The sequence below is a fragment of the Variovorax sp. YR634 genome (assembly GCF_900106655.1).
Lineage (GTDB): Bacteria > Pseudomonadota > Gammaproteobacteria > Burkholderiales > Burkholderiaceae_C > Variovorax.
Genome location: NZ_FNOL01000021.1, coordinates 48,988 through 69,110, shown reverse-complemented (window position 1 = coordinate 69,110; position 20,123 = coordinate 48,988). Strand labels below are relative to the sequence as shown.

Below are 20,123 nucleotides of genomic sequence, written 5' to 3'. Positions count from 1 at the left end.
GAGCGGCGGCACTCAATTCAAGTTCCACTCAGCATCGGCATGATCATCCGGACGACCCGGATCGCCGCCGGCGTGAGTATCACCATCGAGATGCACGGAAAGATGCACAGCACCAGCGGCAGCAGCATCTTGGTCGGCACCTTGGCCGCCAGTTCTTCCGCACGAACCTGCCTCTTGTGGCGCAGATCGTCGGAGAACACACGCAGCGATTCGCCGATGCTGGTGCCGAACCGGTCCGATTGGGTCAGCATGGTCGCGAAGGTGCCTATCTCTTCCACACCCGTGCGCAGCGCCAGGTTGCGCAGCGACTTCTCGCGCGTAGCACCGGCACGCATTTCCAGGTTGGTCCAGTGCAGTTCCTGCGCCAGCGCCACGCTCTTGACCTGGATTTCGTCGGTGACCTTGGCCAGGCCGGCGTCCATTCCCAGGCCCGCTTCGATGCACACGAGCATCAGGTCGGCTGCATCGGGGAAGTTCTCGAATATCTCGCGGCGACGCGCGCGAATGAGCAGGCGCAGCACCAGGTTGGGCAGGTAGCAGCCGGCCAGAGCGGCCACCGCGAGGTACAGCAGCATCTCCGTGCCGTCCGCTGCTCCCGTCGTCCGCATCGCCAGGAACGCGAGCGCGGCAAAGCCCAGCGGCAGCAGCGTCTTCATGCCGAAGTAGACAAGGTAGGCGTCCGGGTAGCGGATGCCGGCGTTCAGGAACCGCACCCGCAGCGGCGACAGAGCCGCCTCGCCGGTAGGCGACGACAACTGCGCGAAAGGACCGACGATCCTGACGGCAGTCTCGGTCCAGGCCGACTTGCCTGCCGATGGCGTTACCGCCTGCAGACGCTGCTCGGTACGCGTCGGAGACATCCAGACCGCCAGGCCGGCAATCGCCAGCGACACGGCCAGGAAAACGAGGATGGGAAACAGTATGGTCATGGCTCTTCTCCTTCAGACGCGAATCTTCGCGATCTTGCGCAGCAGCACGATGCCCACGAGCATCAGCCCCAGCATGTACTTGAGCACTATCTGCCCGATCGGGTCCGTCCATAGCGGCGCCATGAATTCCGGGTTGAAGATGTTCATGAGCGCCGCCAGGGCGAACGGCATGAGCCCCAGGATCCAGGCCGACAGCCGCCCTTCCGACGACAGCACCCGCACCCGCGCGAGCAGCTTGAGCCGGTCGCGAATGAGCTTGCTCAGGTTGCCCAGCACCTCCGTCAGGTTGCCGCCGGAGTCGCGCTGGATCAGCACCGCCACCACGAAGTAGCGCAGGTCGGTGAGCGGCACGCGCTCGCTGAGGTTGGTCAGGGCCTGCTGCAGCGAGACGCCGAAATTCACCTCGTCGGCAACCATGCGGAACTCGGTGGCGATCGGGTCGGCCATTTCCTCGCCGATCATCTGCACGCCACTCGCGAACGAGTGCCCTGCGCGCAGGGCGCGCGTCACCAGGTCCAGCGCATCCGGAAGCTGCCTCTCCATGCGGGCCAGCCGGCGGCTGCGCTGGCGCTGCAGGTAGAGCACAGGCAGCATCGCCCCGCCGATCCCGGCGGCGAGCGCCAGCAGCATCGGCTGGCGGCCCATCCACGCCGTCACGAAGAACGCGAGCACGCCGAGCGCCCCGCACACCAGCAGGAAGCTGGAAACCGTCCAGTCCAGCCCCGCCTGCAGGATGAAGCGGTCCAGCCGGTGCGCCCGCGGCAGCGTCAGCAGCATGCGCTGCATCCACGGCACCTCGCTGAGCATGCGCTCCTTGACAAGGTGGGCCTGCGGCGTCCGGTCGACCGCGGCGGAAAAAGCTTGCAGCCGCTTCGCGATCTTGCGCGCCTCGGGCCCCTTGTAGGAGCGCCACAGCAGATACAGACCCTCGATCATCAGCAGCACGGTCACGAAGACCAGCACCGTGACGGTGATGAGCGTATTGCCTCCAAGATTGCTGAACATGGCGGTCTCCTATTCGTAGTGCTTCGTCGGCTCGAACATGGTGTCGGGCAGATCCACGCCGTAGGCATGCAGCCGATCCGCAAATTTCGGCCTGACACCCGTCGCGTGGAAATGGCCGCGCACCAGGCCGTCGGGCCCCATGCCAGTCTGGTGAAAAGTGAAGATCTCCTGCATGGTGACCACCTCGCCTTCCATGCCGGTGATCTCCTGGATGCTGGTGACCTTGCGCCGCCCGTCGACCAGCCGCAAGACCTGGACGACCACCGTGATGGCCGACGCGATCTGCTGGCGCACGGTGCGGTGCGGCAGATTCAGGTTCGCCATGCCGATCATGTTTTCCAGCCGTGCCAGCGCATCGCGCGGCGTGTTGGCGTGGATGGTGGTGAGAGAGCCCTCATGGCCGGTGTTCATCGCCTGCAGCATGTCGACTGCCTCGGCGCCGCGCACTTCGCCGATGACGATGCGGTCGGGCCGCATGCGCAGCGCGTTGCGCACCAGCGCGCGCTGCGTGATCTCTCCCTTGCCCTCGATGTTCATCGGCCGCGTTTCCATGCGCGCCACGTGCGGCTGCTGCAGTTGGAGCTCGGCCGCGTCCTCGATGGTGATGATGCGTTCGGTCGGCGGAATGAAGCCCGACAGGATGTTCAGCAGCGTGGTTTTCCCTGCGCCCGTGCCGCCGGAGATGAGCATGTTGACCTTCGCCTGGGCCAGCCCCTCGAGCATCTGCGCCATCGGCGGCGTCAGCGTCTTGAGCTCGTTCACCAGGTTCTCCATGCGCAGCGGGATCTTCGCGAAACGGCGGATCGACATCATCGGCCCGTCCAGCGCCACCGGCGCGATGACCGCATTGACGCGCGAGCCGTCGGGCAGCCGCGCATCGACCATGGGGCTGGACTCGTCGATGCGCCGCCCCACCAGCGAGACGATCTTGTCGATGATGCGCAGCAGGTGCTTCTCGTCGGTGAAGCTGACGTTGGTCAGCTCCAGCCGGCCCCGGCGCTCGACGTAGATCTTCTCGTGCGAATTGATCAGGATGTCCGAGACGGACGGGTCCGCCATCAACAGCTCGATCGGCCCGAAGCCGAGCATCTCGTGCTGGATGTCGCGAATCAGCGTGCGCCGCTCGATGTCGTTGAGCGCCTCGGGCTCTTCCTGCAGCAGCCGCGTGACCATGGTCGAGATTTCCTGGCGCAGCACTTCGGGCTTCAGGGTTTCCAGCGCCGCCAGATCGAAGCGCTCCAGCAGCTTCAGGTGCATGCGCTCCTTCAGCAACTTGTAGGCATCCGACGCAAAGGGCGGTGTGGTCAGATCGGCCGCGTGCCCCTCCGACCGCGAGGCGGGATCGGCTTCGATCGCGTTGAGCTGTTCTCTGAATGACATGGGAACCTGCCTTGCTGTTGAGGAATGATCCGGTGGTACTTATGCGCGGCGGAAGAGCCGCCCGATGAAGCTGGGCGTCGCCTCCTGCCGCGGACTGAGCGTTTGAGCAATTTCGGCAAGCCGCTTGGCGAGCGCGCTGCCGCGCGACATCTCCGCCAGCGGCACGCCCCGGTTGATGGACGCATCCACGTCCTTGCCACCGTCCGGCACGATCGTGAGCGTCGCGCCGACGAGTGAGCGGCGCATGTCCGACAACCCGATCTCCCCGCCGCCGGCGCTGCGGTTCACGAGTAGCTCGACCTTGCCTGGTGCGTAGCCCAGCGACTTGAACACCTGCATCAGCCGCGTCACGTTGCGGATGTGCGGCAGGCTTGGCTGCAGCACGGGAAAGATGCGGTCGGCGCGATCCAGCACCTTGATCGAGAGCGTGTCGATGCGCGTGCCGAGGTCGAACAGCACGAAGTCGTACATCGGCAGCGCAACATGCAGGATCGCGTCGATGTGCTCGGCCTTCACCTCCAGCGCGCGCGAAAGATCGTCGGGTGCGGGCAGGATGCTGAAGCCCGACGCCACGCGCACCACGCTGGCCGCGAGCAGCGAGGCGTCGAGGCGGCCGATGTCTCGTGCAACGTCCGCCATCGTGGAGGTCGGCCGCATATCGCTTACATACGACAGCGCATCGCCGAACTGCAGGTTCAGGTCGATCAGCAGCACCGAGCGCTCCCGCGAGAGCTGGTGAGCGATGTTGGTCGCGAGAAAGGTGGCTCCGCTGCCGCCCTTGCAGGGCATGAATGCCACGACCTGGCCGGGGCTGCGCGCCTGCGTTCCAGCCATCTTCAGCCCAATGCGCTCGACCGCTGCCTCGAGCGCAGCGGTGTCGGAGGGCGACGGCAGCACCTCGCGCACGCCTGCGCGCATCGCGTGGATCAGGAACTCCGGCGTCTGCATGGCGCACAGCAGCACCACCGCGATTGCCGGGTGCTGCATCGTGAGCTTCTCCACCAGCGCGAGCTCCTGGAGATCGCAGCACATGCCGTCCACCAGCAGGAGCTCCGGAGCCGCCTTCTCGACGACCCACTGCATACGGCTCTTGCCGCCTTCGAAAAGCGACACGTGATGCGAGCGCGCCTCGAGGACCTTGCGCATGTCCTGGAGATGGTTCGGATTGGGGGAAATGATGGCGATCTTCATGGTCGTGTCCGGTGCGTTGCTAGGAGCAGATGGCCGCGCTGTTCGGGTCTTTGCGCATCACCTCGCGCGGCAGGTAGGTGGAAAAGCCCGGCATCGGGATCAGCGGCGCGACACCACCCGCAATGGGTGAAATCCACTGGTAGTTGAGGCCGGTGATGCTGACGGTGACGCCCTGGCAGGTCGCGGCCGTGCAGGCCGAAGGCTCCCACGCCACCGACACAGCGCTGATCTGCGGCAGCAGCGCCTTCATGCGGGCAAGCACCAGCGCTTGCTGGCCGGTGTCGTCGCACACCACCGCATACCTGGCCCCCGCGCGTGTTGCCTCCTGGGCCGCATTCCACGTGAACAGCATGCGCGAGAAGTCGACGATGCCCAGCACGAACATGAGGAAGATGATCAGGCCCAAGGCGAACTCGACCGTGGTCGCGCCGGTAATGCGTTTTCTCATGATGGCGCCCTCATGGTGGCTGCGATTTCGCTGAAGACGATGTTGCCGTTCGCATCGGCGAGGACGACGCCGATCACCGAGGGAAACAGCGAATGGAATGTGTAGCTGCTGACGCGCACCGTCACCGTGGTGATGATCGGATTCGCCCCTACCGACTGCCAGGTGCAGCAGCTGCCAGCCGGCACATTCGAAAGACTCAGCCCGCGCGCCAGCGGCGCCCCGGTGCCGGCCGTGTTGCCGTACACGATCAGGTTGCGCGCCTCGGTGACGTGCGTGCCGGGCGTCTGCACAGACAGGTAGCGCACCGCGTCTCGCGTCGACTTGACGACCGCGTTGTACTCGTACATCGCGCGGCCGAACTCGGTGGTGATGAAGGTCATCAGCAGGAGCAGCGGAATGATCAGTGCCAGCTCGATCAGTGCCGCGCCACGCTGTGTGCGATGGGATCTTTTCATGGCGTTCACCTAACCAGCACCGGAACCAGCGGGCCCGCCGATCCGCCAGCCAGCCCGCTGGTGGTGCAGGGGCTGCCCACGGCGCCCGCGTTGCCGCGGAATTCCAGCTGCGTGTCGGTCATCGGAATGCTCAGCGGCTGCAGCATCAGCATGCAGGCGTAGTCGATCACGTGGTTGCTGCCGTCAATGACCGGCACCGTGACGATGCGGCGGTCGAAGCCGTACTGCATGTGGCCTCCGGCAACGTTGCCGGGATTGGCCAGCTTCTGGAAGCTGTTGAGCGACAGCCCCGTGATCGATTCGCAGCTGTTCGCGCCATTCACTTTGGTGCCGGTGTCGGCACAGGACGCGAAGGCGGCCCGCTTGGTCACGAAGTTCTGCGCGGTCGCATCGGCTCCTGCACCTGGCGCGCCGTTGTAGGCATTGAACTGCGTGGGCCAGTTGGATGATGTGTAGGCATAGCCGGTGTAGTCGGGCCGTCCCACGCTCGGATCGCCGGTGTTCTTGTAGATGCCGAAGCGCTGGTTCCAGACGTCGACCACCGAGGTCTGCACGCCGGGCGTGCCGAGCGTGTCGCCCACCCTGGTGCCGCAACGGCCGTTGAGCTCTGCTTCGGTTTCCGAAGCACTGTTGCTGCCATCGAGATTGGCCCAGCCGATCTGGCCACCCGTAGCCGCGTTCTGCGCTTGGATGAGAGGTACCCATTCGCCGACGGCGAAGCCGTAGTTCGGTGCCGTGCCGCCTGGCTTCGGCTTCATTGCGACCGGGATGGGGCATGTGGTCTGTGCGCTGGCACGGGTGGCGACCGCGCTCGCCGCGACGCTGCGTGTAGCGGGATTGCCGGCGGTATCGCCAGAAAAGGCGCCCATGGCCTTCATGAGCCAGATGTTGACGTTGGCCTGCGTGTGCGTGCACTGCGCATAGCGAGCTACAGCGGGCGTGGTCGTGAGGGCGTAGGCCGAGTCGCGGAATGTGATGTCGGCCGTGACGATCTTGCCCTGCCCGCTCCAGGTACTTGATTGCATATTCACACGGTTCGCATTGCCGGCGGTCTGGCCCGCGCTCACGGCTCGCGTGAGGGCTGTGCTCTGCCCGTCGAGCTCGCGCGCAGCGGACAGAGCGCAGCTGTCGACCGCCGTCTGCAGCTCGGTCTTGACTACGAACAGGTGCCCGAAGTCGAGCGCGATGCCCATGAATCCGAGGAGAAACAACAGAACCAATGCTGCAGTGATGATCATCGCGCCGCGCTGGCGGTGGCCGGGAGTGTGGACTTGCATGATCGGCTTCCTGTGCAGTAGTGGCAGTTTGACAAAGCCTGCGCTTCAGGCGCAGTCGACGCCGCCGAAGCAAGTGAAGACGCGATCAACAAGATCGCTGAGACCGGTGTCGGCTACCAGTGGTCGCAGCGCGATGATCAGCAGGATAGAGATCAAGGCGATGACCAGCGCGTACTCCACCACCTGAGCGCCGCCCTCTTCTTTCAAAAAGGACTTGAACATGGGACTACTCCTTTTTTCATTGAAAAGTTGCGGACTCGATAAGTGAGGCGGCGAGCTTGGAGCGTGCTCCGGCTCGCCCCACCAACTACTTACACGCAACCGCCAGTCGTGGAAGTCAGGCAAGTTTTCACGCGATCGATGAAGAGCGAGAAGCTGCCACCGTTGTCGGTAAGCGCCTTCAACGCAACGACGAGCGCGATCGAGACGACCGCGATGATCAGCGCGTACTCCACCACTTGAGCGCCGCTCTCGTCCTGCAAGAATGACTTGAACATGGGACTACTCCTTTTTCATTGAGAAGAATGCGGATCCGATAAGTGGGGCGGCGAGCTTGGAGCGTGCTCCAGCTCGCCCCACCAACTACTTACACGCAACCGCCGGTTGTCGAAGTCAGGCAAGTCTTCACGCGATCGATGAAGAGCGAGAAGCCGCCGCCGTTTGCGGTGAGCGCCTTCAGTGCGACGACCAGTGCGATCGAGACGACGGCGATGATCAGCGCGTACTCGACGACCTGGGCGCCCTCTTCCTCGAGCATGAAACCGCGAGTCGATTGGCCGATGGCCTGGAGAAAGTTCTTCATGGTTCTTTCCTTTCAAGGTTTGAACAGTTGGAAATAAGGTTTGAAAACAATGGTGTGGTGAGGGAAAAAAGTTCGTTGCAGTTCGTGGCGCTCTCCTTTCCAGGTAAAGACTTCGAGGATCGAATTCGGGAGAAAAACGCAACCCGTCACTTGCCCGAACCACCGCCCTGGCCACCGATGCTGCCGCCGATGTTGATGACGTTGACCGCCGGCGGCGGCGACTTGTAGGACTCGTGGTACTGATTCATCGACTCGCGCGCCGAGCGGCCGTCCATGCCCGCGACCGGGTCACCGTTCTTGCCGGCGTTCGGGTTCAGCGTCATCTTTTTCCTTGCATCGCGCACCGCGTCGCCGAAGCGCGCGTCGTAGTTGGGCGTGACATGCGAGCAGCCGGTGGCAAAAAGGCATGCGAGCGCAATGGCGGTCGATCTGATGAACATGACGGTGCTCCTCACGGGGTTTCGCTGGCCGGGGCGGCCGGTGCCGGGGTGGCGCTTTCAAGGGCGCCGTTGAAATAAACCTCGGCGCGGCTGGGAACGACGTGGTTGTCCGTCGGTACCCGCGGCGACTCGGCCAGCGGACGAACCAGGCGCGGCGTGATGACGAACATCAGCTCGGTCTGTTCGTTCTGGAACTCGGTGCTGCGAAACAGCGCACCCATGACCGGCACTTCGCCCAGGCCCGGATAGCGCTTGATGGTCTCGTTCACATTGCTCTTGATGAGCCCCGCAATGACAAAGCTCTGCCCGTCGTTGAGCTGCACGGTGGTGTCGGCGCGCCGCACCGTCAGCGAGGGCAGCACCGCGGTAACGCCTCCGACCGTGGTGAAGGGCGAACCGGTCTGCGTCAGGTCTGACACCTCGGACACCATCTTGAGGTTGATCCGGTCGCCGTTGAGCACCGTGGGGGTGAACTTGACCCCGATGCCGAACTCCTTCTCTTCCAGCGTGATGTTCGTCCCGCTGCCGCCGGCGGAGCTTTGCGCCACCGGAATGAAGATCTTGCCGCCCGACAGGAAGCTGGCCTGCTGGCCACTGATGGCCATGATGTTGGGCTCCGCAAGAATGCGAACCAGCCCGTCGTCCTTCTGGCCGTCGATGGTCAGCGAGGTGCGGCCGATGCGTAGCGCCTGGACCAGGCCCGCGCCCGTGCTCAGGAAATTGGAAATCAGCGAGTAGTTGTTCAGCCCGCCATTGCCCGAACGCGCAATTCCGACGCGCGCGCCCAGCCGGTCGAGCAGGGTCTTGCTGACCTCGGCGATCTTCACTTCGAGCATCACCTGCTGCGGTGTCGCGATGCGCAGCAGGTTCACCACCTTCTTGCCGTCCGCGCCGTAGGCCGATGCCAGGCTCATCACGTCGTCGAGCTTGAGCGCGTCGCTGATCTCGCCGGTGAGCACGATGGATTTTTCTGCACTGCGCACACGGATGCGGCGCTCTTCGGGCATCAGCTCCGCCAGCTTGGCCTGCAGCGCCATCGGATCGATGGTGACGATCACGTCCTTGATGTAGCAGGTGCCGTCGGCGCTCTGCAGCACGACGTTCATCGAGCCTGCCTGGCGGCCGCGGAAGAACAGGTCGGTCGGGCTCAGCAACGTCACGTCGACGTCGGCAACGCCATCGCCGGTGTTCGCATTGGCGGCCATGGCCGGCGCGGGCTGCATGCCTGCCGGCACGGCGGCGGCAGCGGCAGCGGGTGCCCTTGCCGACGGCTGGCCGCTGACCACGATGCGCACCACACGCGCCTTCAGCGGAATGACCACCGACTTGCCCAGCACGGCCTGGGTTGGCTGGTCGTCCGGAATGATGGCGGTGCAGCGTCGGGCGTTGGCGGCGTTGCCCGCCGCCGCCGGAGGCGTTGCAAGTGCTGCGGCGGGCATGGCGGCCGTGGCCGAGGCGGTTGCCGCGACCTCCGCGCCCATGGCGGGAGCCGCCACTGTCGCGAGGGTCGCCAGCAGACTGGCGAGTGTTGTTGAGAGATGGCGCACTTGGTGTTCCTCCTGGTGACCGGATCAGAAACAGGTCAGCGAGCTGCCCGCGTGCTGGATGACTTCCACGCACTGGGAAGCCGGCTGAGCGGCGGGGCCTGCACGATGAATACGCGGGCGGGCCGGGGCCGGCGCAGCAGCGGTGGAGACTTGCACGATGGCCTTCTCGCCGAACAGCTGGCCCTTGGTGATGCCGCCGGTGGCGACCGTGGTCTTGTCCATCTGGTTGCGAAGCACCAGGGACAGCGTTCCCACGCTGCGTGCCAGGTCGAGCTTTTCCGAGTCCTCGAGCGAGAGTTCGAGCGTCACGGCGCTCACGACCTTGGGCTTGGTGTCGTCGCGGTTGGCCTCCTGTGCCACCGCCAGCACCAGCACTTTCTCAAGCACGGTCTTGCTGATCTGCGACGCCTCCTCGCCACGGCCCTTGTCCTGCTGGGCGTTGACCATCACGTCGACGTAGTTGCCCGGCAGCGCGAAGCCGGCGACGCCGACCACGTCGTTGACGCGCACCGTCATGGCTCGCTTGCCACTGGCGATCACCGCCGACAACCCGCCCTGGGTGCCCACCGGCGCCAGCTTGCCTTCCATGATGGCTTCGCCGCGCAGCACGCCGACCTTCACCACGCGGTCCTCCAGCGCCTTGATGTCGCTGAACGAGCCGTGCGGCGTGGAGCCGCTGGGCCAGTCGACCGTGGACAGCATCTGCGCGTTGACGCGGCTGCCCAGTTCGATGTCGACGGCAGCCACCACGACCTTGTTGGACGCGATGCCGCTTTGCCTGGAGATCCACCCGGCCGCGTAGACCGCGGCCGCCAGCCCCGTCAGAAGGGCCAGAAGGATCAGCCCGATTGCCTTGATGTTCTTCATACGAACCTCCGTCGCAGGTAAAAGATGGGAGGGCTAGACATAGCCCAGTTGATGCGCGAGCACTTCGACCACCGTGCCCGCCGCGATGCAGATGCCGTAGGGCAGCTTTCCCACGGACTGGCTCATGTGAACGTGCCCCGTAGGGCGGATGCCCGCCATGCTCGAGATCGCCATGCCTTGCGCCGCCGTCTTGACGTTGGCCAGCATGTGCGCCAGGCGACGGCGGTGGATGGCGAACACCAGTGCCGCCACGCCTCCGGCAATGAAGGTGAAGAGCACCGCCATCAGCGTCTGCTGCGGACCGATGAAGGCCCCGGCCATGGCCATGAGCTTCACGTCGCCCGCTCCCATCAATCCCAACACATAGAAGGGCAGCATCGCGGCGAAGCCCACGCCCAGGCCGCCGAAAGCGCTCATTGCGCCTGCAGTCGGCGTGCGGGCGGCAAGCGTCCCGTAGATGAGCGCGAAGAGCGCCCCGCCGAAGGTCAGCCAGTTGGGAATGCGGTAGGAGCGCCAGTCGCTGACGGCAGCCACTGCGAGCAGTGCGACGAGCGCGAGCATTCGAACGTCTGTAGCCAGCATTGCCAGCAGTTCGAGAACGGCGTCGAGTTCTTGCATGGTCGGCTCCGTGAGTTCAGGCGCTGCGCCGGATGGCGAGCAGCAGGAGCAGGCACACGACCATCACCAGAGCGCCGATCAGCGCGACCTCCATGAACGACATGCCTGCGTCTTCCCGCAGCAGGTTCATGAAGGTTCTTGGCAGTGGTGCGAGCAGTTCCATGCGTGTTCCCCGTTTGTCGTGACCGGCCTGAATCGCCTGTTTGCCCGGCATGGGCAGAAGCGTTCGGCCTGGGGATGACTTTAGGAATCGCGCTGTCTTCGCACATGAGCGAAGCGCCCCTTTGCGGGGGAGTCAAGCGCCCTGCTCGCTTGGGCTCGGGACCATGACAAACCGCCTACCCGGAGCGTTTCCGGGCGGCAGGAGACACCGCTACGTCTGCGCGAAGGCGGCCGGTGCCGCTTGCCTTGCCTCTTCCTGTTGCGTCAGGAAAGGCCGCCCGCCGCCCTGCAGGTACTTCCAGTACGCGACATAGCCCGACAGGTAGTGCTCCACATCGTCTATGCGCACACGGAAGCTGTGATGGCGGATGAAGAAGCTGCCCACGATGCGCCCCGGGTTCTTGAAGAACATGGCGATCTCGGGCCAGAAGTGGCCCGTCAGCAGGTAGCGGGCACGCTGCTCCAGGGCCCGGTAGAACTTGTCGATGTCGAAGCCGCGCAGCAGGTGCTCGTGCTGCGGGTCGGCCTGCATGCGCGCGATCATCTTCTGCGCTGCCATCATCAGTTCCAGCAGCGTCGGAAAGGTGGTGATGCGCTCGAGCACGAAGTCCAGATGGTCGCGCACGTTGTCCAGGCCGAAGCGGTAGTAGCGCTCGTCCGATCTGTAGAGGGTGAGTTCGTTGACGCAGTAGCTCAGCCAATGGTCGTGGGCCTGCCAGTGTCTGGCTTCGATGAAATGCCCGAATGCTTTCTCCACGGTCTGCAGCCAGCGTGGATCATTGGTCAGCCCGTACAGGCGCATGAGGCCGAAGGCGGCCTCGCCGTCGTAGTAGATGATCCGGTTCTCTTCTTTCACGCTGAGGTCGGGGTGGTTCAGCACATGCACGAAGCGGCCCGAGTTCGGGTCCTGCATGTGCACGATGCCCAGGGCCAGCTGCTCCATCAGCGGCAGGTATTGCCGGTCGCCGGTGAGTTCGGTGTACTTGACCATCGCCAGCAGGCACACGGCGTTGCCGCCCAGCTTGATTTCGTTGTCGTTGTCGACGTCCACGAGAAAAGCGCCCTGCTCTCCGCCGGACAGCGTGGCGTGCTGGATCAGCGTCTGCGTGAGGTAGGCCAGCGCCCGGTCGATGGCGGCCTTGTGCTCGGAGCGCTGCGTCAGCTCCCAGCCTTCGAGCAGCGCGTAGGTGGAACTGGCGTGCCGCAGCGCGTTGTAAGTGGGAATGGGACGGTCGAAGCAGGGAAACCAGCCGTAGTGGTACTGGCCGGTCGGCTTGACCTGCCGTGCGAGGTATGCGGTGCTGGTTGCGACGATGTCGTGCACCTGGCTCGCATCCCAGTTCGGCATGACGCGATGGCCCTTGCCCCGCCCCTGATGCTCGACGGCATGAAGCTGCTTGCCGTCGGTGAACACCGCCCGCGTGTCGAAGACCCAGATAGGCTGCTGCGCCTCGGTCGGCCACTCCAGCTCCTGCCCGTAGCGGTACTTGCCGTAGAGCTTGAGATTGGCCGCATTGGGTGTCGCTTCTTCGAGTGCGCCGTCGTACAGCACGGCGTGCGCACCGAGTTCCGGCTCAAGAATGGCCACGGAAAAATCGGGCTTGAACGCGATGCCATGGCGAAAGTAGTTGCGCTTGGTTGTCGAGAGGCCCTGCTTCAGTTCCTGCCAGGACATGGCGTGCACGGTGTGCACCACGTCCACCCGCAGCCAGATTGGCGCGGCGCCCTTCTGCTTGCGCAGCCAGGCATTCAGCAACTGCGCCCCCCTGACCCATGCCTGCTCGAAGTTCTTTCCACGGATGGTCAGGACATGGGCCCGCTCCTTCCCGTTGCAGACCGACATGAAGAGCACGCCCGCGGCCTCTGCGTCGATGCCGGCGCTGGCGCTCGTGCATTCATCCCACAAGGTTGCAATCGCGGGCCGGGCCGACGCCAGCAGTTCACCCAGACTCATGGCACATCCTTTTTCACAAGCGCCTCCAGCGCAAGAAATTCTTCCAGTTCGGCCGATCTTCGGGCCTTCGAGCGCGCCGCTTCACTCCGCGTCGCCTGGAGCACGCCCTTGAATATCTCAGTGTCGTGCGCGGAAGAGCGCTGATCCTCCTCTTTCCAGCCGAATACCGGCCAGCCATTTCGCGCCGCGACCTGCCGGTCGAGCGGGCCTAGCGCCTCCAGCAGCGCCTTGATGAAGGCCGCGCCGTGCAATTGATCGTCCTGGATGACCAGGCTGCCATCGACATAAGTGGTCTGCGCCAGGCCGGGCGGCAGCCTGAGCCGGCCGTCAGGGTCGAGCATGCCCGCCAGACGGTTCCACATGCCGCTTGCCCCGTAGGTCTGCGAGAACACCTGCTCGCGCAGTGCCGGCAGTGTGGCCGGCAATGGCTGCTGCGGCCCGCTTCCGGGGCGCAGCGCGTATTCCGACCAGCGCGCGGTGCCTTCCAGGAACCAGCGCGCCTTGAACATGGTGTAGCCGTACTGGTACTGGTGAAAAAGCTCGTGGATCGGTGTCACGTTCTGGTTCGCGTGGCGGTTGAGCAGATCGATGCGAAGAGCACAGCCGCCGGCCGCTTCGTCGGAGCCCAGCCGGTAGTTCATCACCTCGTCGTAGGACATCCCGTTGCCCTTCTCCATCTTCAGCAGGAACACATCGATCGAGGTGGCGCGTGCATAGCGTGGCTGGCGCATGGGGTGCGTCAGCCCCATCACATCGGTGAACAGCCTGCGCCCCACGACCAGTTGCGTTGCCACGTCCTGCACCTTGTCGGGTATGCCGTTGCGGTCGAGGTCGCGAATGTCCGGCAGCGCGTGGGCACCCTCCAGCGTATAGCGGATGCGGAACTCGTCGCGCGCGTAGACACGGTCGAGCTGGGAGAGCGTTGCGTTGCGCTCCACCCGGCAACGGCCGGCCTCGGCTTCCTGCGCAGCGACGGGCAGCACAGCTGCCACCAGGCACACCAGCCATCGGGCATTCTTCATGCGAGCTCAAGCCACCAACTGCTGCTGGAGCACAGGCAGCCAGGGCTCGGTCAGCATCTCGAAGGATGGATTGGCATCCAGTCCCATCAGCAGATGAACCCGGTTGGACGGCTGCTGGCTTCGATTGACGGCCCTGTGGTTCACATCCACCCGCACCAGCCAGGCCGAGCCGTCGGCGGGCAGGTGAACGCTCTCGATGCTGCCGTCGGCGCGCTGCCATTCGAAGAAGCAATTGGGGTTGGTGATGATGGGGATGTGCAGGCGCCAGGTTTCCTTGGCCGCATCGTTGTGCAGCGGCATCTCCTCGCCCTCGCTTTCGAGCTGCATGATCCGGGCCCTGAAGGGCGTCAGGCCATGGCTGCGCAGCGCATTCATCACCCGGGCCAGGTAGCCGCTGCAGGCGTCTGTCGGCGTGACGCCGCGCGCATTCTTTGCGGGAATCCGCCGGATGCCGTCTTCCAGCGTGCCGTCGCGGCTTGTGACTGCCCAACCGATGTAGTCCACGCGGTTGTCGCGATATGGCGTCGACGGCAGCGGCTTCACGTGTGCCAGGAAATGCTGCCTCAGCAATTCGGCGTCGATCCTGAAATCGGCCAGCCTGGCAAACATCACGTCACTCGATTGCTCCATGGCTTTTCTCCTCTTCTTCGTCCTCTTGATGGCGATGTGCATCGGACGGCCGTCAATGCCAACGGCGCGAGCACACGCAATGAGCAGGGCCCGCAGGCTCCAGGTCGAAACTGGACGACCTATGCGAAGACGGAGAGGAGTTGTGGCGGCCGCATGGGCCGTTCGAGAGGCGCGGACGGCAAGACCGTCACGGCAAATTCCAAGGGAGCTTCCGGTCGAAGGACCGGCAGTGAAATCTCGCGCCTTCCAGTGGCAAGGTCCACCTCGTCGGAGTCGATGCCGTTATCCAGGACCGAAGCGCCGGCGTGGCCCTGATGAAGCTCGCAGGCGCTTGCCTGATGCACCTGCGCGACGTTGGCCTGGTGCTGCCCGAAGCCCGCCATGTTCTGGGCAAGCACGGCCAACCCGTGACAGCACAGAAAGGCGATAACTGCGGACGTACAAAGCCAGCGACGCATGACGGCGCAGTTTAGCGACCGGCCAGATATTCTGGATAGTGTGATTGCCGATGGGCGTCGCGGCCCCAAGACGTCACGGGATGCTGCGCGCCACGACCCCGAGATCGCGCCAGGCCTCCGGATGGCAGCTGAAGATCAATATCTGGTGCCGCGTTGCAGCGTCGTACAGCACCCGCTTCATCTGCCGCAGGCGCTCTTCGTCGGTGTTCACCAGCGCGTCGTCGAGGATGAGCAAGGTCGGCTTGCGCGCTTCCTTCAACAGGTCCGCATAGGCCAGCCGGGCGACGACGCCCATCTGTTCCCGCGCGCCCACGCTGAGCTCCTCGAACGCGCCGCTCTGGGCGCCTCGCAGGCCTTGCCGCGTGATGCGGCCCGGCGAAAGATCGTCGCCGACTTCGACCTGCGCACCGGGGAAAAGAATCTGCAGGTAGTGGTCGAGGTGCTTCTGCAGCGGCGCGCGCAGGCGTCGTGCCAGGGCCGAGCGCTTTTCGCGCAGCAGCTTGAGCAGGTGGTCGAGCGCCTTCGCCCGGCGTTCGAGTTCGGCGCAACGGCGTGTTGCGTGCTCGAGTTCGCGCTGTTTTTCCGACGCAGCTTCTTCCTGGCCCAGCGCGCCCCTGGCTTCGAGTTCGGCTTCCAGCCGGGTGATCTCGTTGGCCCGCTGGCTGTGCGTGGCCTCGGCCTGCTTGACGCTTTGCTCCAGCCGTTCCACGTCCTGTGCGAGCACCGGCAGGTTCGCGGATTGCAACTGCTGCGCCAACTCAGCGACCTTGTCTTGCAGGGCCGACTGCTGCGCCAGCGCATCCGTCAATGCGGCGCCGGCTTCCGTCTTGCGGCTGGCGCGCGTCGGGTCGTTCAGCGTGGCCTTGACCGCCGCGAGTTCGTCTTCGGCGGCCTTGACCTGCTCGCGCGCATTGCCGGCGGCGACTTTGGCGTCATTGAGAGCCGCGGACGCTGTCTCCAGCGCCGCGCGCGCGGCGCCCTCCTCCGATTCGGCCTGCGCGCTCGATGGCATCGCCGCGTCGGCCGGCGGCATGCCCTGCAGGACCTGCCTTGCTTCAGCCAGCCGGGCCTCGCGCATGGCGATGTCCGCGGCAAGCGCGCTCAGCCCCTTCGGTGCCAGCGCAGCCAGCACGGCCACCGCCGCACCGGCTTCCCCCTTGCGCAACGCCTGCAGCCGCATGCGCTCTTCGACGGCGGCCACGCTCTCCGCGCGCAGGGCCTGCAACAGCCCGGCGAGTTCGTCGCGCGCGCGGTCGCGTTCGATGGCAAGGCTTTCCAGGTCGGCCCCGCCCGGCAGCACCGTGATGCGGCCTATGCCTTCGATCTCGATGTCGGTCCGCGCGATGACGGTCTGGCGCTTCGAGCCGGAAAGCTCGGCTCCGGCAACCCGGACCTTCGCAGCAGGCTGCAGCTCGAACTCCAGGGCCGTCGCCACCGCATCGAGCCGGGCTTGCGCCGTGCGATGCACGTCGGCGCAGCGCTGAAGCCGCTTGAGTTCACCTTCCGGCACCGCGAGAGCCTGTGCCTCGGCCTGCAGGCGAGTGACCTTGTCCTGCTCGCCCCTTGCCTTCTCGTGGCTCTGTGCGAGTGCCTCAAGCTGCTCGGTCAGGCTTTCGACGGTTTTCTCCTGCGCGATGCGGGAGGCCGCCTGCCGCGCCAGGCGGAGGTTGTCGCGCGCGCCGGCATCGGCCTTCGCCGCAGCCGCGTGGCGGGGTTCCCACGCCTGCAGTTCGCCTAGCGCCTTGGCCAAGCCTTCTTGTGCCGCCTGCAGATTCTTCTCTCGCAGGACGACCGTGGCTTCCTCGCGCTCCATCGCCTGGAGTTGGGTGCGCCAGGAATTCACCTGCGCGGTGACCTGCCTGAGCGCGGCGTCCTGCGCGGTCTTCCTGTCGTTCAACCCCTTGGCTTCGTCCAGCCGTTGCCGTGCGATAGCAAGCTGCTCCCGCAATGCCGTCCAGGGCCGCGCGGCTTCGTCTCGTTGGTGATCGCGGCGCAGGCCGGAGAGACGGTCCACGCCCGACTGATAGGACTCGATGTCGGCGCGCAGCCGTTCGATGTCCGCTTCGAGCTCCGTGCGCAGCCTGATGGCATCCGCGAAGGCACCACGCGGTGTTCCGGCGGCGGGCGTGAGCAGTTCGTTGCGCTCGCTCTCCACCGCCTTCAGCACCGCATCGCCGTTGCTGGAGGCCAGCTCGCCCAGCGATTCGCCCAGTGCGTTGCGCAGGTGGTCGCTGGCAAAGCCCACGGCGCTGGCAATGTCGTGCGAGGTGCCCTGCTTGATCCACAGCAGGCCCGGAATGCCCATGTGCTCCGGCGTGCTGGCACCCTTGCCCGGAAAGCGAAAGCCCAGCAGTGCCGCCAGGTGGTCTTCGGCCACCGCACCGTCCATGGACTTGCCGTCGATGACCAGCTCGCAGCGCTTCTTGCCGAGGAAGGCCTTGGTGAGCCGGCATGGCTTGCCGTCGAGTTCGAAGTCGACCTCGACGGTGGGCGTTGCCGAGCTTTCTCCCCATGGCCGCAGATGCTCGACCGCGCTGGAGCGATGTCGTTCGAAGAAGGCCGCGCGAATGGCCTCGGCGACGGTGGACTTGCCCGATTCGTTGGGCGCCGCGAAGAGATTCAGCCCGTCGGTGAAGCCGTCTATTTCGAGCGGTGCGCGGAACAGCTTGAAGTTCTCGATGCGAAGACGCTGCAACTTCATGCGGCGGCTCCCTTCGCGTCGAGGATGCGGGCGAGCGTGAGCAGCGCGTCGCGGGCGAGTTCAGCATCGGCATCGCCCTGCTGCGCGCGCAACTCCTGAAGCGCCTCGCCGACAAAGCCGTCGGCGTGCAGCGCCTGGATGTCGTCTTCCGTGGGCTCCAGCCGCAGCGCTTCGCCGTCCCACACCAGCGCACGGGCGCGAGCGCGGGCGGCGTCGAGCGCGGTGCTCAGCCTGTTGTGGCCGTTGAGGTCGCAGGCGCCCTGCGCGCGAAGTTGCAGCACGTCGCTGCTGCTCACCTGCTCCAGCTTTTCGACCAGTTCGTCGATGTCGGAGGGCACCGTGAGCCGCGGCTCCCATTGCTGCCAGTCGAATTGGCCGGTGCGGACCACCTCGACCGTCGGCTCCGCCCCGGCACCTGAGACGCCGACCAGCAGCGCCTGCCCGGAATCGTTGGCCCTGAAGCGGTCGGTCTCGGGCGTGCCCGCGTACCAGGTGCGGTCGTCGATCTGCCTCGTGCCGTGCCAGTCACCCAGCGCAAGGTAGTCGAGCCCGGCTTGCGCCGCGCGCCCGGTTGCGATGGGATTGGCCGAGTCGATATCTTCGGACAGGATGCCCTGCACGCAGCCGTGCGCCAGTCCGATGCGGGGCAGCCCCTCTTCGCTTGGCGCCGTGGCAAACCAGTCGGTGAGGTCGCCGTAGGTATGGCGCTGCGTGAGCGGTGCGGGCAGCAGCGTGAACTTGCCCGCCACCGTGTGGGGCTTCGGCTCCAGGCAGCAGGTGACGTTCGGTGCAATGGCGCCCAGCCGCTGCGCACGGCTCCAGACCGATTCGCTCAGCGCCGAGTCGTGATTGCCCGGAATCAGCAGCCAGGGGCCCGTAAAGCCCTGCATGGCGTTGAACATGCGCCGGATGGTCTTGTCCGACACGGTCTGCAGGTCGAACACATCGCCCGCGACCAGTACGGCATCGACCTTGCGTTCGGCCGCAATGGCGGCCAGCCGCTCGACCACCTTGAAACGCGCCTCGAACAGCGCCGCGGCGTCGTCGGGCTCGAACTGCGAGAACACGCGGCCTATCTGCCAGTCCGCGGTGTGGAGCAAAGAAATCATGCGTGGCCCTCCCTTTGCCTCTCGCGTCTTCACGTCATCCAGAAAGAGCGAGCATCTTAGAGGGCCTGGGGCTGCAGGCGGGCCGAACCGGCCGGGAGGCTAGGCCTTGGCGTCGATCCCTGAAGCGCACTCTTCGAGCAGCGCGGCCGATTGGGTGACCTGTTCAGTAATCTGGTCGCGCAGCGGCTTCCACTCGAGGCTGAACGGTGCAAGAAGGCACCACTGCGTGGTCAGCGCCAACGCGATGCCAAAAATGATGAACAGCCAATGCACGAGTTCCATTACCGCCCCTTTTTTTCAGACCAAGGGCGAGAGTCTGCGCATTTCACGGGCACCGCGATATCGCCAATTTGGGGGATGCCTTTCGCCAGAGGCCGCCCCGTCCGGTCACCTCGCAGGCAGGTACTGGCGCGGGTCGACCGCATTGCCGCGGTAGCGGATCTCGAAGTGGAGGCTAGCGCGCCCACCGTCCGTGCCGCCGATCTCGGCGATCTTCTGGCCCTGCTTCACCTGCTGGCCCTGTTTCACCAGCACCGTACGCACATTGGTGTAGACCGACATATAAGAGCCGCCGTGGTCGACCATCAGCACGCTGCCGTAGCCGCGCAGCGTTTCCGTCACGGCCACCTTGCCGGCGCCGATGGACATCACCGGCTCACCGACGCTGCCGCCGATGTCGACGCCCTTGTTGCTGGTGCCGTTGAAGCCCGCGATGACCTGGCCTTGCGCGGGCCAGGCCCAGTCGCTGCGCCGCGACGCCGGCGGTGCGACGGGCTCGGGCGCCGCGGCCCGGGGCGGCCTCGAACGCTCGGGGCGTTCCGGACGCTCGGCACCTGAGCTCCTGGGAGGAGGCGGCTCGGACGATGCGCCGCCACCGGGCGGCACCACGCGCAGCACCTGCCCTGCTTCGAGCTTGTCGGGGTCCTGCAGATTGCTCCATCGGGCAATGTCGCCCGGCGAACGCCCGGTCTTCGACGCGATGCGATAGAGCGTGTCGCCCGGCTGGACGACGTACTCTCCCGGCCCTGCCACTGGCGCCTTGGGGGAGGTGGAGCACGCTGCCACCATCAATGCCGCGGTCAGCGCAATGCCCGCGCGCCAGTTCCTTCCTGTCACAACCACTACCGG

The 20,123-nt window shown here is 65.5% G+C and carries 23 protein-coding genes; all 23 read right to left on the bottom strand.

Translation table 11 applies throughout. The features are described from left to right. Nucleotides 1-17: 17 nt before the first annotated feature. The gene (locus tag BLV60_RS27025; protein ID WP_093058379.1) at nucleotides 18-929 is read right to left on the bottom strand and encodes a type II secretion system F family protein; all 912 of its coding nucleotides are present in this window, start codon (nucleotides 927-929) and stop codon (nucleotides 18-20) included. A 12-nt stretch (nucleotides 930-941) separates the two neighbouring features. Then, on the bottom strand, nucleotides 942-1,934 hold the full coding sequence (locus BLV60_RS27020; protein WP_093058378.1) for a type II secretion system F family protein: 993 nt from the start codon (nucleotides 1,932-1,934) through the stop codon (nucleotides 942-944). Nucleotides 1,935-1,943: 9 nt separating this feature from the next. Continuing rightward, complete coding sequence (locus BLV60_RS27015; RefSeq protein WP_093058377.1) at nucleotides 1,944-3,314, bottom strand: TadA family conjugal transfer-associated ATPase; 1,371 nt, start codon at nucleotides 3,312-3,314, stop codon at nucleotides 1,944-1,946. 39 nt (nucleotides 3,315-3,353) lie between these two features. Beyond that, nucleotides 3,354-4,505, bottom strand: coding sequence for a CpaE/TadZ family protein (locus tag BLV60_RS27010; protein WP_093058376.1), 1,152 nt, complete (start codon nucleotides 4,503-4,505; stop codon nucleotides 3,354-3,356). Between the two features lie 19 nt (nucleotides 4,506-4,524). Then, nucleotides 4,525-4,953 carry a TadE family protein gene (locus tag BLV60_RS27005; RefSeq protein WP_093058375.1) on the bottom strand — a complete coding sequence of 143 codons (429 nt, stop codon included), beginning with the start codon at nucleotides 4,951-4,953 and terminating at the stop codon, nucleotides 4,525-4,527. Further along, nucleotides 4,950-5,408: a TadE/TadG family type IV pilus assembly protein gene (locus BLV60_RS27000; RefSeq protein WP_093058432.1), complete on the bottom strand. Its 459-nt coding sequence runs from the start codon at nucleotides 5,406-5,408 to the stop codon at nucleotides 4,950-4,952. The genes BLV60_RS27005 and BLV60_RS27000 overlap by 4 nt, the downstream gene beginning before the upstream one ends. A gap of 5 nt (nucleotides 5,409-5,413) precedes the next feature. Next, on the bottom strand, nucleotides 5,414-6,685 hold the full coding sequence (locus BLV60_RS26995) for a pilus assembly protein TadG-related protein (RefSeq protein ID WP_093058374.1): 1,272 nt from the start codon (nucleotides 6,683-6,685) through the stop codon (nucleotides 5,414-5,416). Nucleotides 6,686-6,730: 45 nt separating this feature from the next. Beyond that, nucleotides 6,731-6,907: a Flp family type IVb pilin gene (locus BLV60_RS26990; protein ID WP_093058373.1), complete on the bottom strand. Its 177-nt coding sequence runs from the start codon at nucleotides 6,905-6,907 to the stop codon at nucleotides 6,731-6,733. A gap of 89 nt (nucleotides 6,908-6,996) precedes the next feature. Further along, the gene (locus BLV60_RS26985) at nucleotides 6,997-7,182 is read right to left on the bottom strand and encodes a Flp family type IVb pilin (protein ID WP_093058372.1); all 186 of its coding nucleotides are present in this window, start codon (nucleotides 7,180-7,182) and stop codon (nucleotides 6,997-6,999) included. Nucleotides 7,183-7,271: 89 nt separating this feature from the next. Next, the gene (locus tag BLV60_RS26980) at nucleotides 7,272-7,487 is read right to left on the bottom strand and encodes a Flp family type IVb pilin (RefSeq protein WP_093058371.1); all 216 of its coding nucleotides are present in this window, start codon (nucleotides 7,485-7,487) and stop codon (nucleotides 7,272-7,274) included. Between the two features lie 146 nt (nucleotides 7,488-7,633). After that, nucleotides 7,634-7,927 carry a hypothetical protein gene (locus tag BLV60_RS26975; protein ID WP_093058370.1) on the bottom strand — a complete coding sequence of 98 codons (294 nt, stop codon included), beginning with the start codon at nucleotides 7,925-7,927 and terminating at the stop codon, nucleotides 7,634-7,636. Nucleotides 7,928-7,938: 11 nt separating this feature from the next. Next, nucleotides 7,939-9,474, bottom strand: coding sequence for a type II and III secretion system protein family protein (locus tag BLV60_RS26970; protein ID WP_093058369.1), 1,536 nt, complete (start codon nucleotides 9,472-9,474; stop codon nucleotides 7,939-7,941). Between the two features lie 24 nt (nucleotides 9,475-9,498). Further along, nucleotides 9,499-10,341 carry a Flp pilus assembly protein CpaB gene (gene cpaB / locus BLV60_RS26965; protein ID WP_093058368.1) on the bottom strand — a complete coding sequence of 281 codons (843 nt, stop codon included), beginning with the start codon at nucleotides 10,339-10,341 and terminating at the stop codon, nucleotides 9,499-9,501. 33 nt (nucleotides 10,342-10,374) lie between these two features. Next, nucleotides 10,375-10,959: an A24 family peptidase gene (locus BLV60_RS26960; protein WP_093058367.1), complete on the bottom strand. Its 585-nt coding sequence runs from the start codon at nucleotides 10,957-10,959 to the stop codon at nucleotides 10,375-10,377. A 16-nt stretch (nucleotides 10,960-10,975) separates the two neighbouring features. Next, complete coding sequence (locus BLV60_RS34500) at nucleotides 10,976-11,122, bottom strand: hypothetical protein (protein WP_176928961.1); 147 nt, start codon at nucleotides 11,120-11,122, stop codon at nucleotides 10,976-10,978. Nucleotides 11,123-11,332: 210 nt separating this feature from the next. Further along, nucleotides 11,333-13,075: a Mur ligase gene (locus BLV60_RS26955; RefSeq protein ID WP_093058366.1), complete on the bottom strand. Its 1,743-nt coding sequence runs from the start codon at nucleotides 13,073-13,075 to the stop codon at nucleotides 11,333-11,335. Further along, entirely contained in the window at nucleotides 13,072-14,067 is a 996-nt protein-coding gene (locus BLV60_RS26950; protein WP_143042645.1) for a hypothetical protein, read from the bottom strand. Before BLV60_RS26950 ends, BLV60_RS26955 begins: the two co-directional genes overlap by 4 nt. A gap of 36 nt (nucleotides 14,068-14,103) precedes the next feature. Next, nucleotides 14,104-14,769 (bottom strand): aspartyl/asparaginyl beta-hydroxylase domain-containing protein, encoded by a 666-nt coding sequence (locus tag BLV60_RS26945; protein ID WP_256329597.1) that lies wholly within the window; start codon nucleotides 14,767-14,769, stop codon nucleotides 14,104-14,106. A gap of 77 nt (nucleotides 14,770-14,846) precedes the next feature. Beyond that, nucleotides 14,847-15,185, bottom strand: a complete 339-nt coding sequence (locus tag BLV60_RS26940) for a hypothetical protein (RefSeq protein WP_143042644.1) — start codon at nucleotides 15,183-15,185, stop codon at nucleotides 14,847-14,849. 73 nt (nucleotides 15,186-15,258) lie between these two features. Further along, nucleotides 15,259-17,886: an AAA family ATPase gene (locus BLV60_RS26935; protein ID WP_093058362.1), complete on the bottom strand. Its 2,628-nt coding sequence runs from the start codon at nucleotides 17,884-17,886 to the stop codon at nucleotides 15,259-15,261. Continuing rightward, on the bottom strand, nucleotides 17,883-18,995 hold the full coding sequence (locus BLV60_RS26930) for a metallophosphoesterase family protein (RefSeq protein ID WP_093058361.1): 1,113 nt from the start codon (nucleotides 18,993-18,995) through the stop codon (nucleotides 17,883-17,885). The genes BLV60_RS26935 and BLV60_RS26930 overlap by 4 nt, the downstream gene beginning before the upstream one ends. Nucleotides 18,996-19,094: 99 nt before the next feature. Further along, the gene (locus BLV60_RS26925; RefSeq protein ID WP_093058360.1) at nucleotides 19,095-19,277 is read right to left on the bottom strand and encodes a hypothetical protein; all 183 of its coding nucleotides are present in this window, start codon (nucleotides 19,275-19,277) and stop codon (nucleotides 19,095-19,097) included. Between the two features lie 105 nt (nucleotides 19,278-19,382). After that, on the bottom strand, nucleotides 19,383-20,117 hold the full coding sequence (locus BLV60_RS26920; RefSeq protein ID WP_256329596.1) for a peptidoglycan DD-metalloendopeptidase family protein: 735 nt from the start codon (nucleotides 20,115-20,117) through the stop codon (nucleotides 19,383-19,385). Nucleotides 20,118-20,123 lie beyond the last annotated feature (6 nt).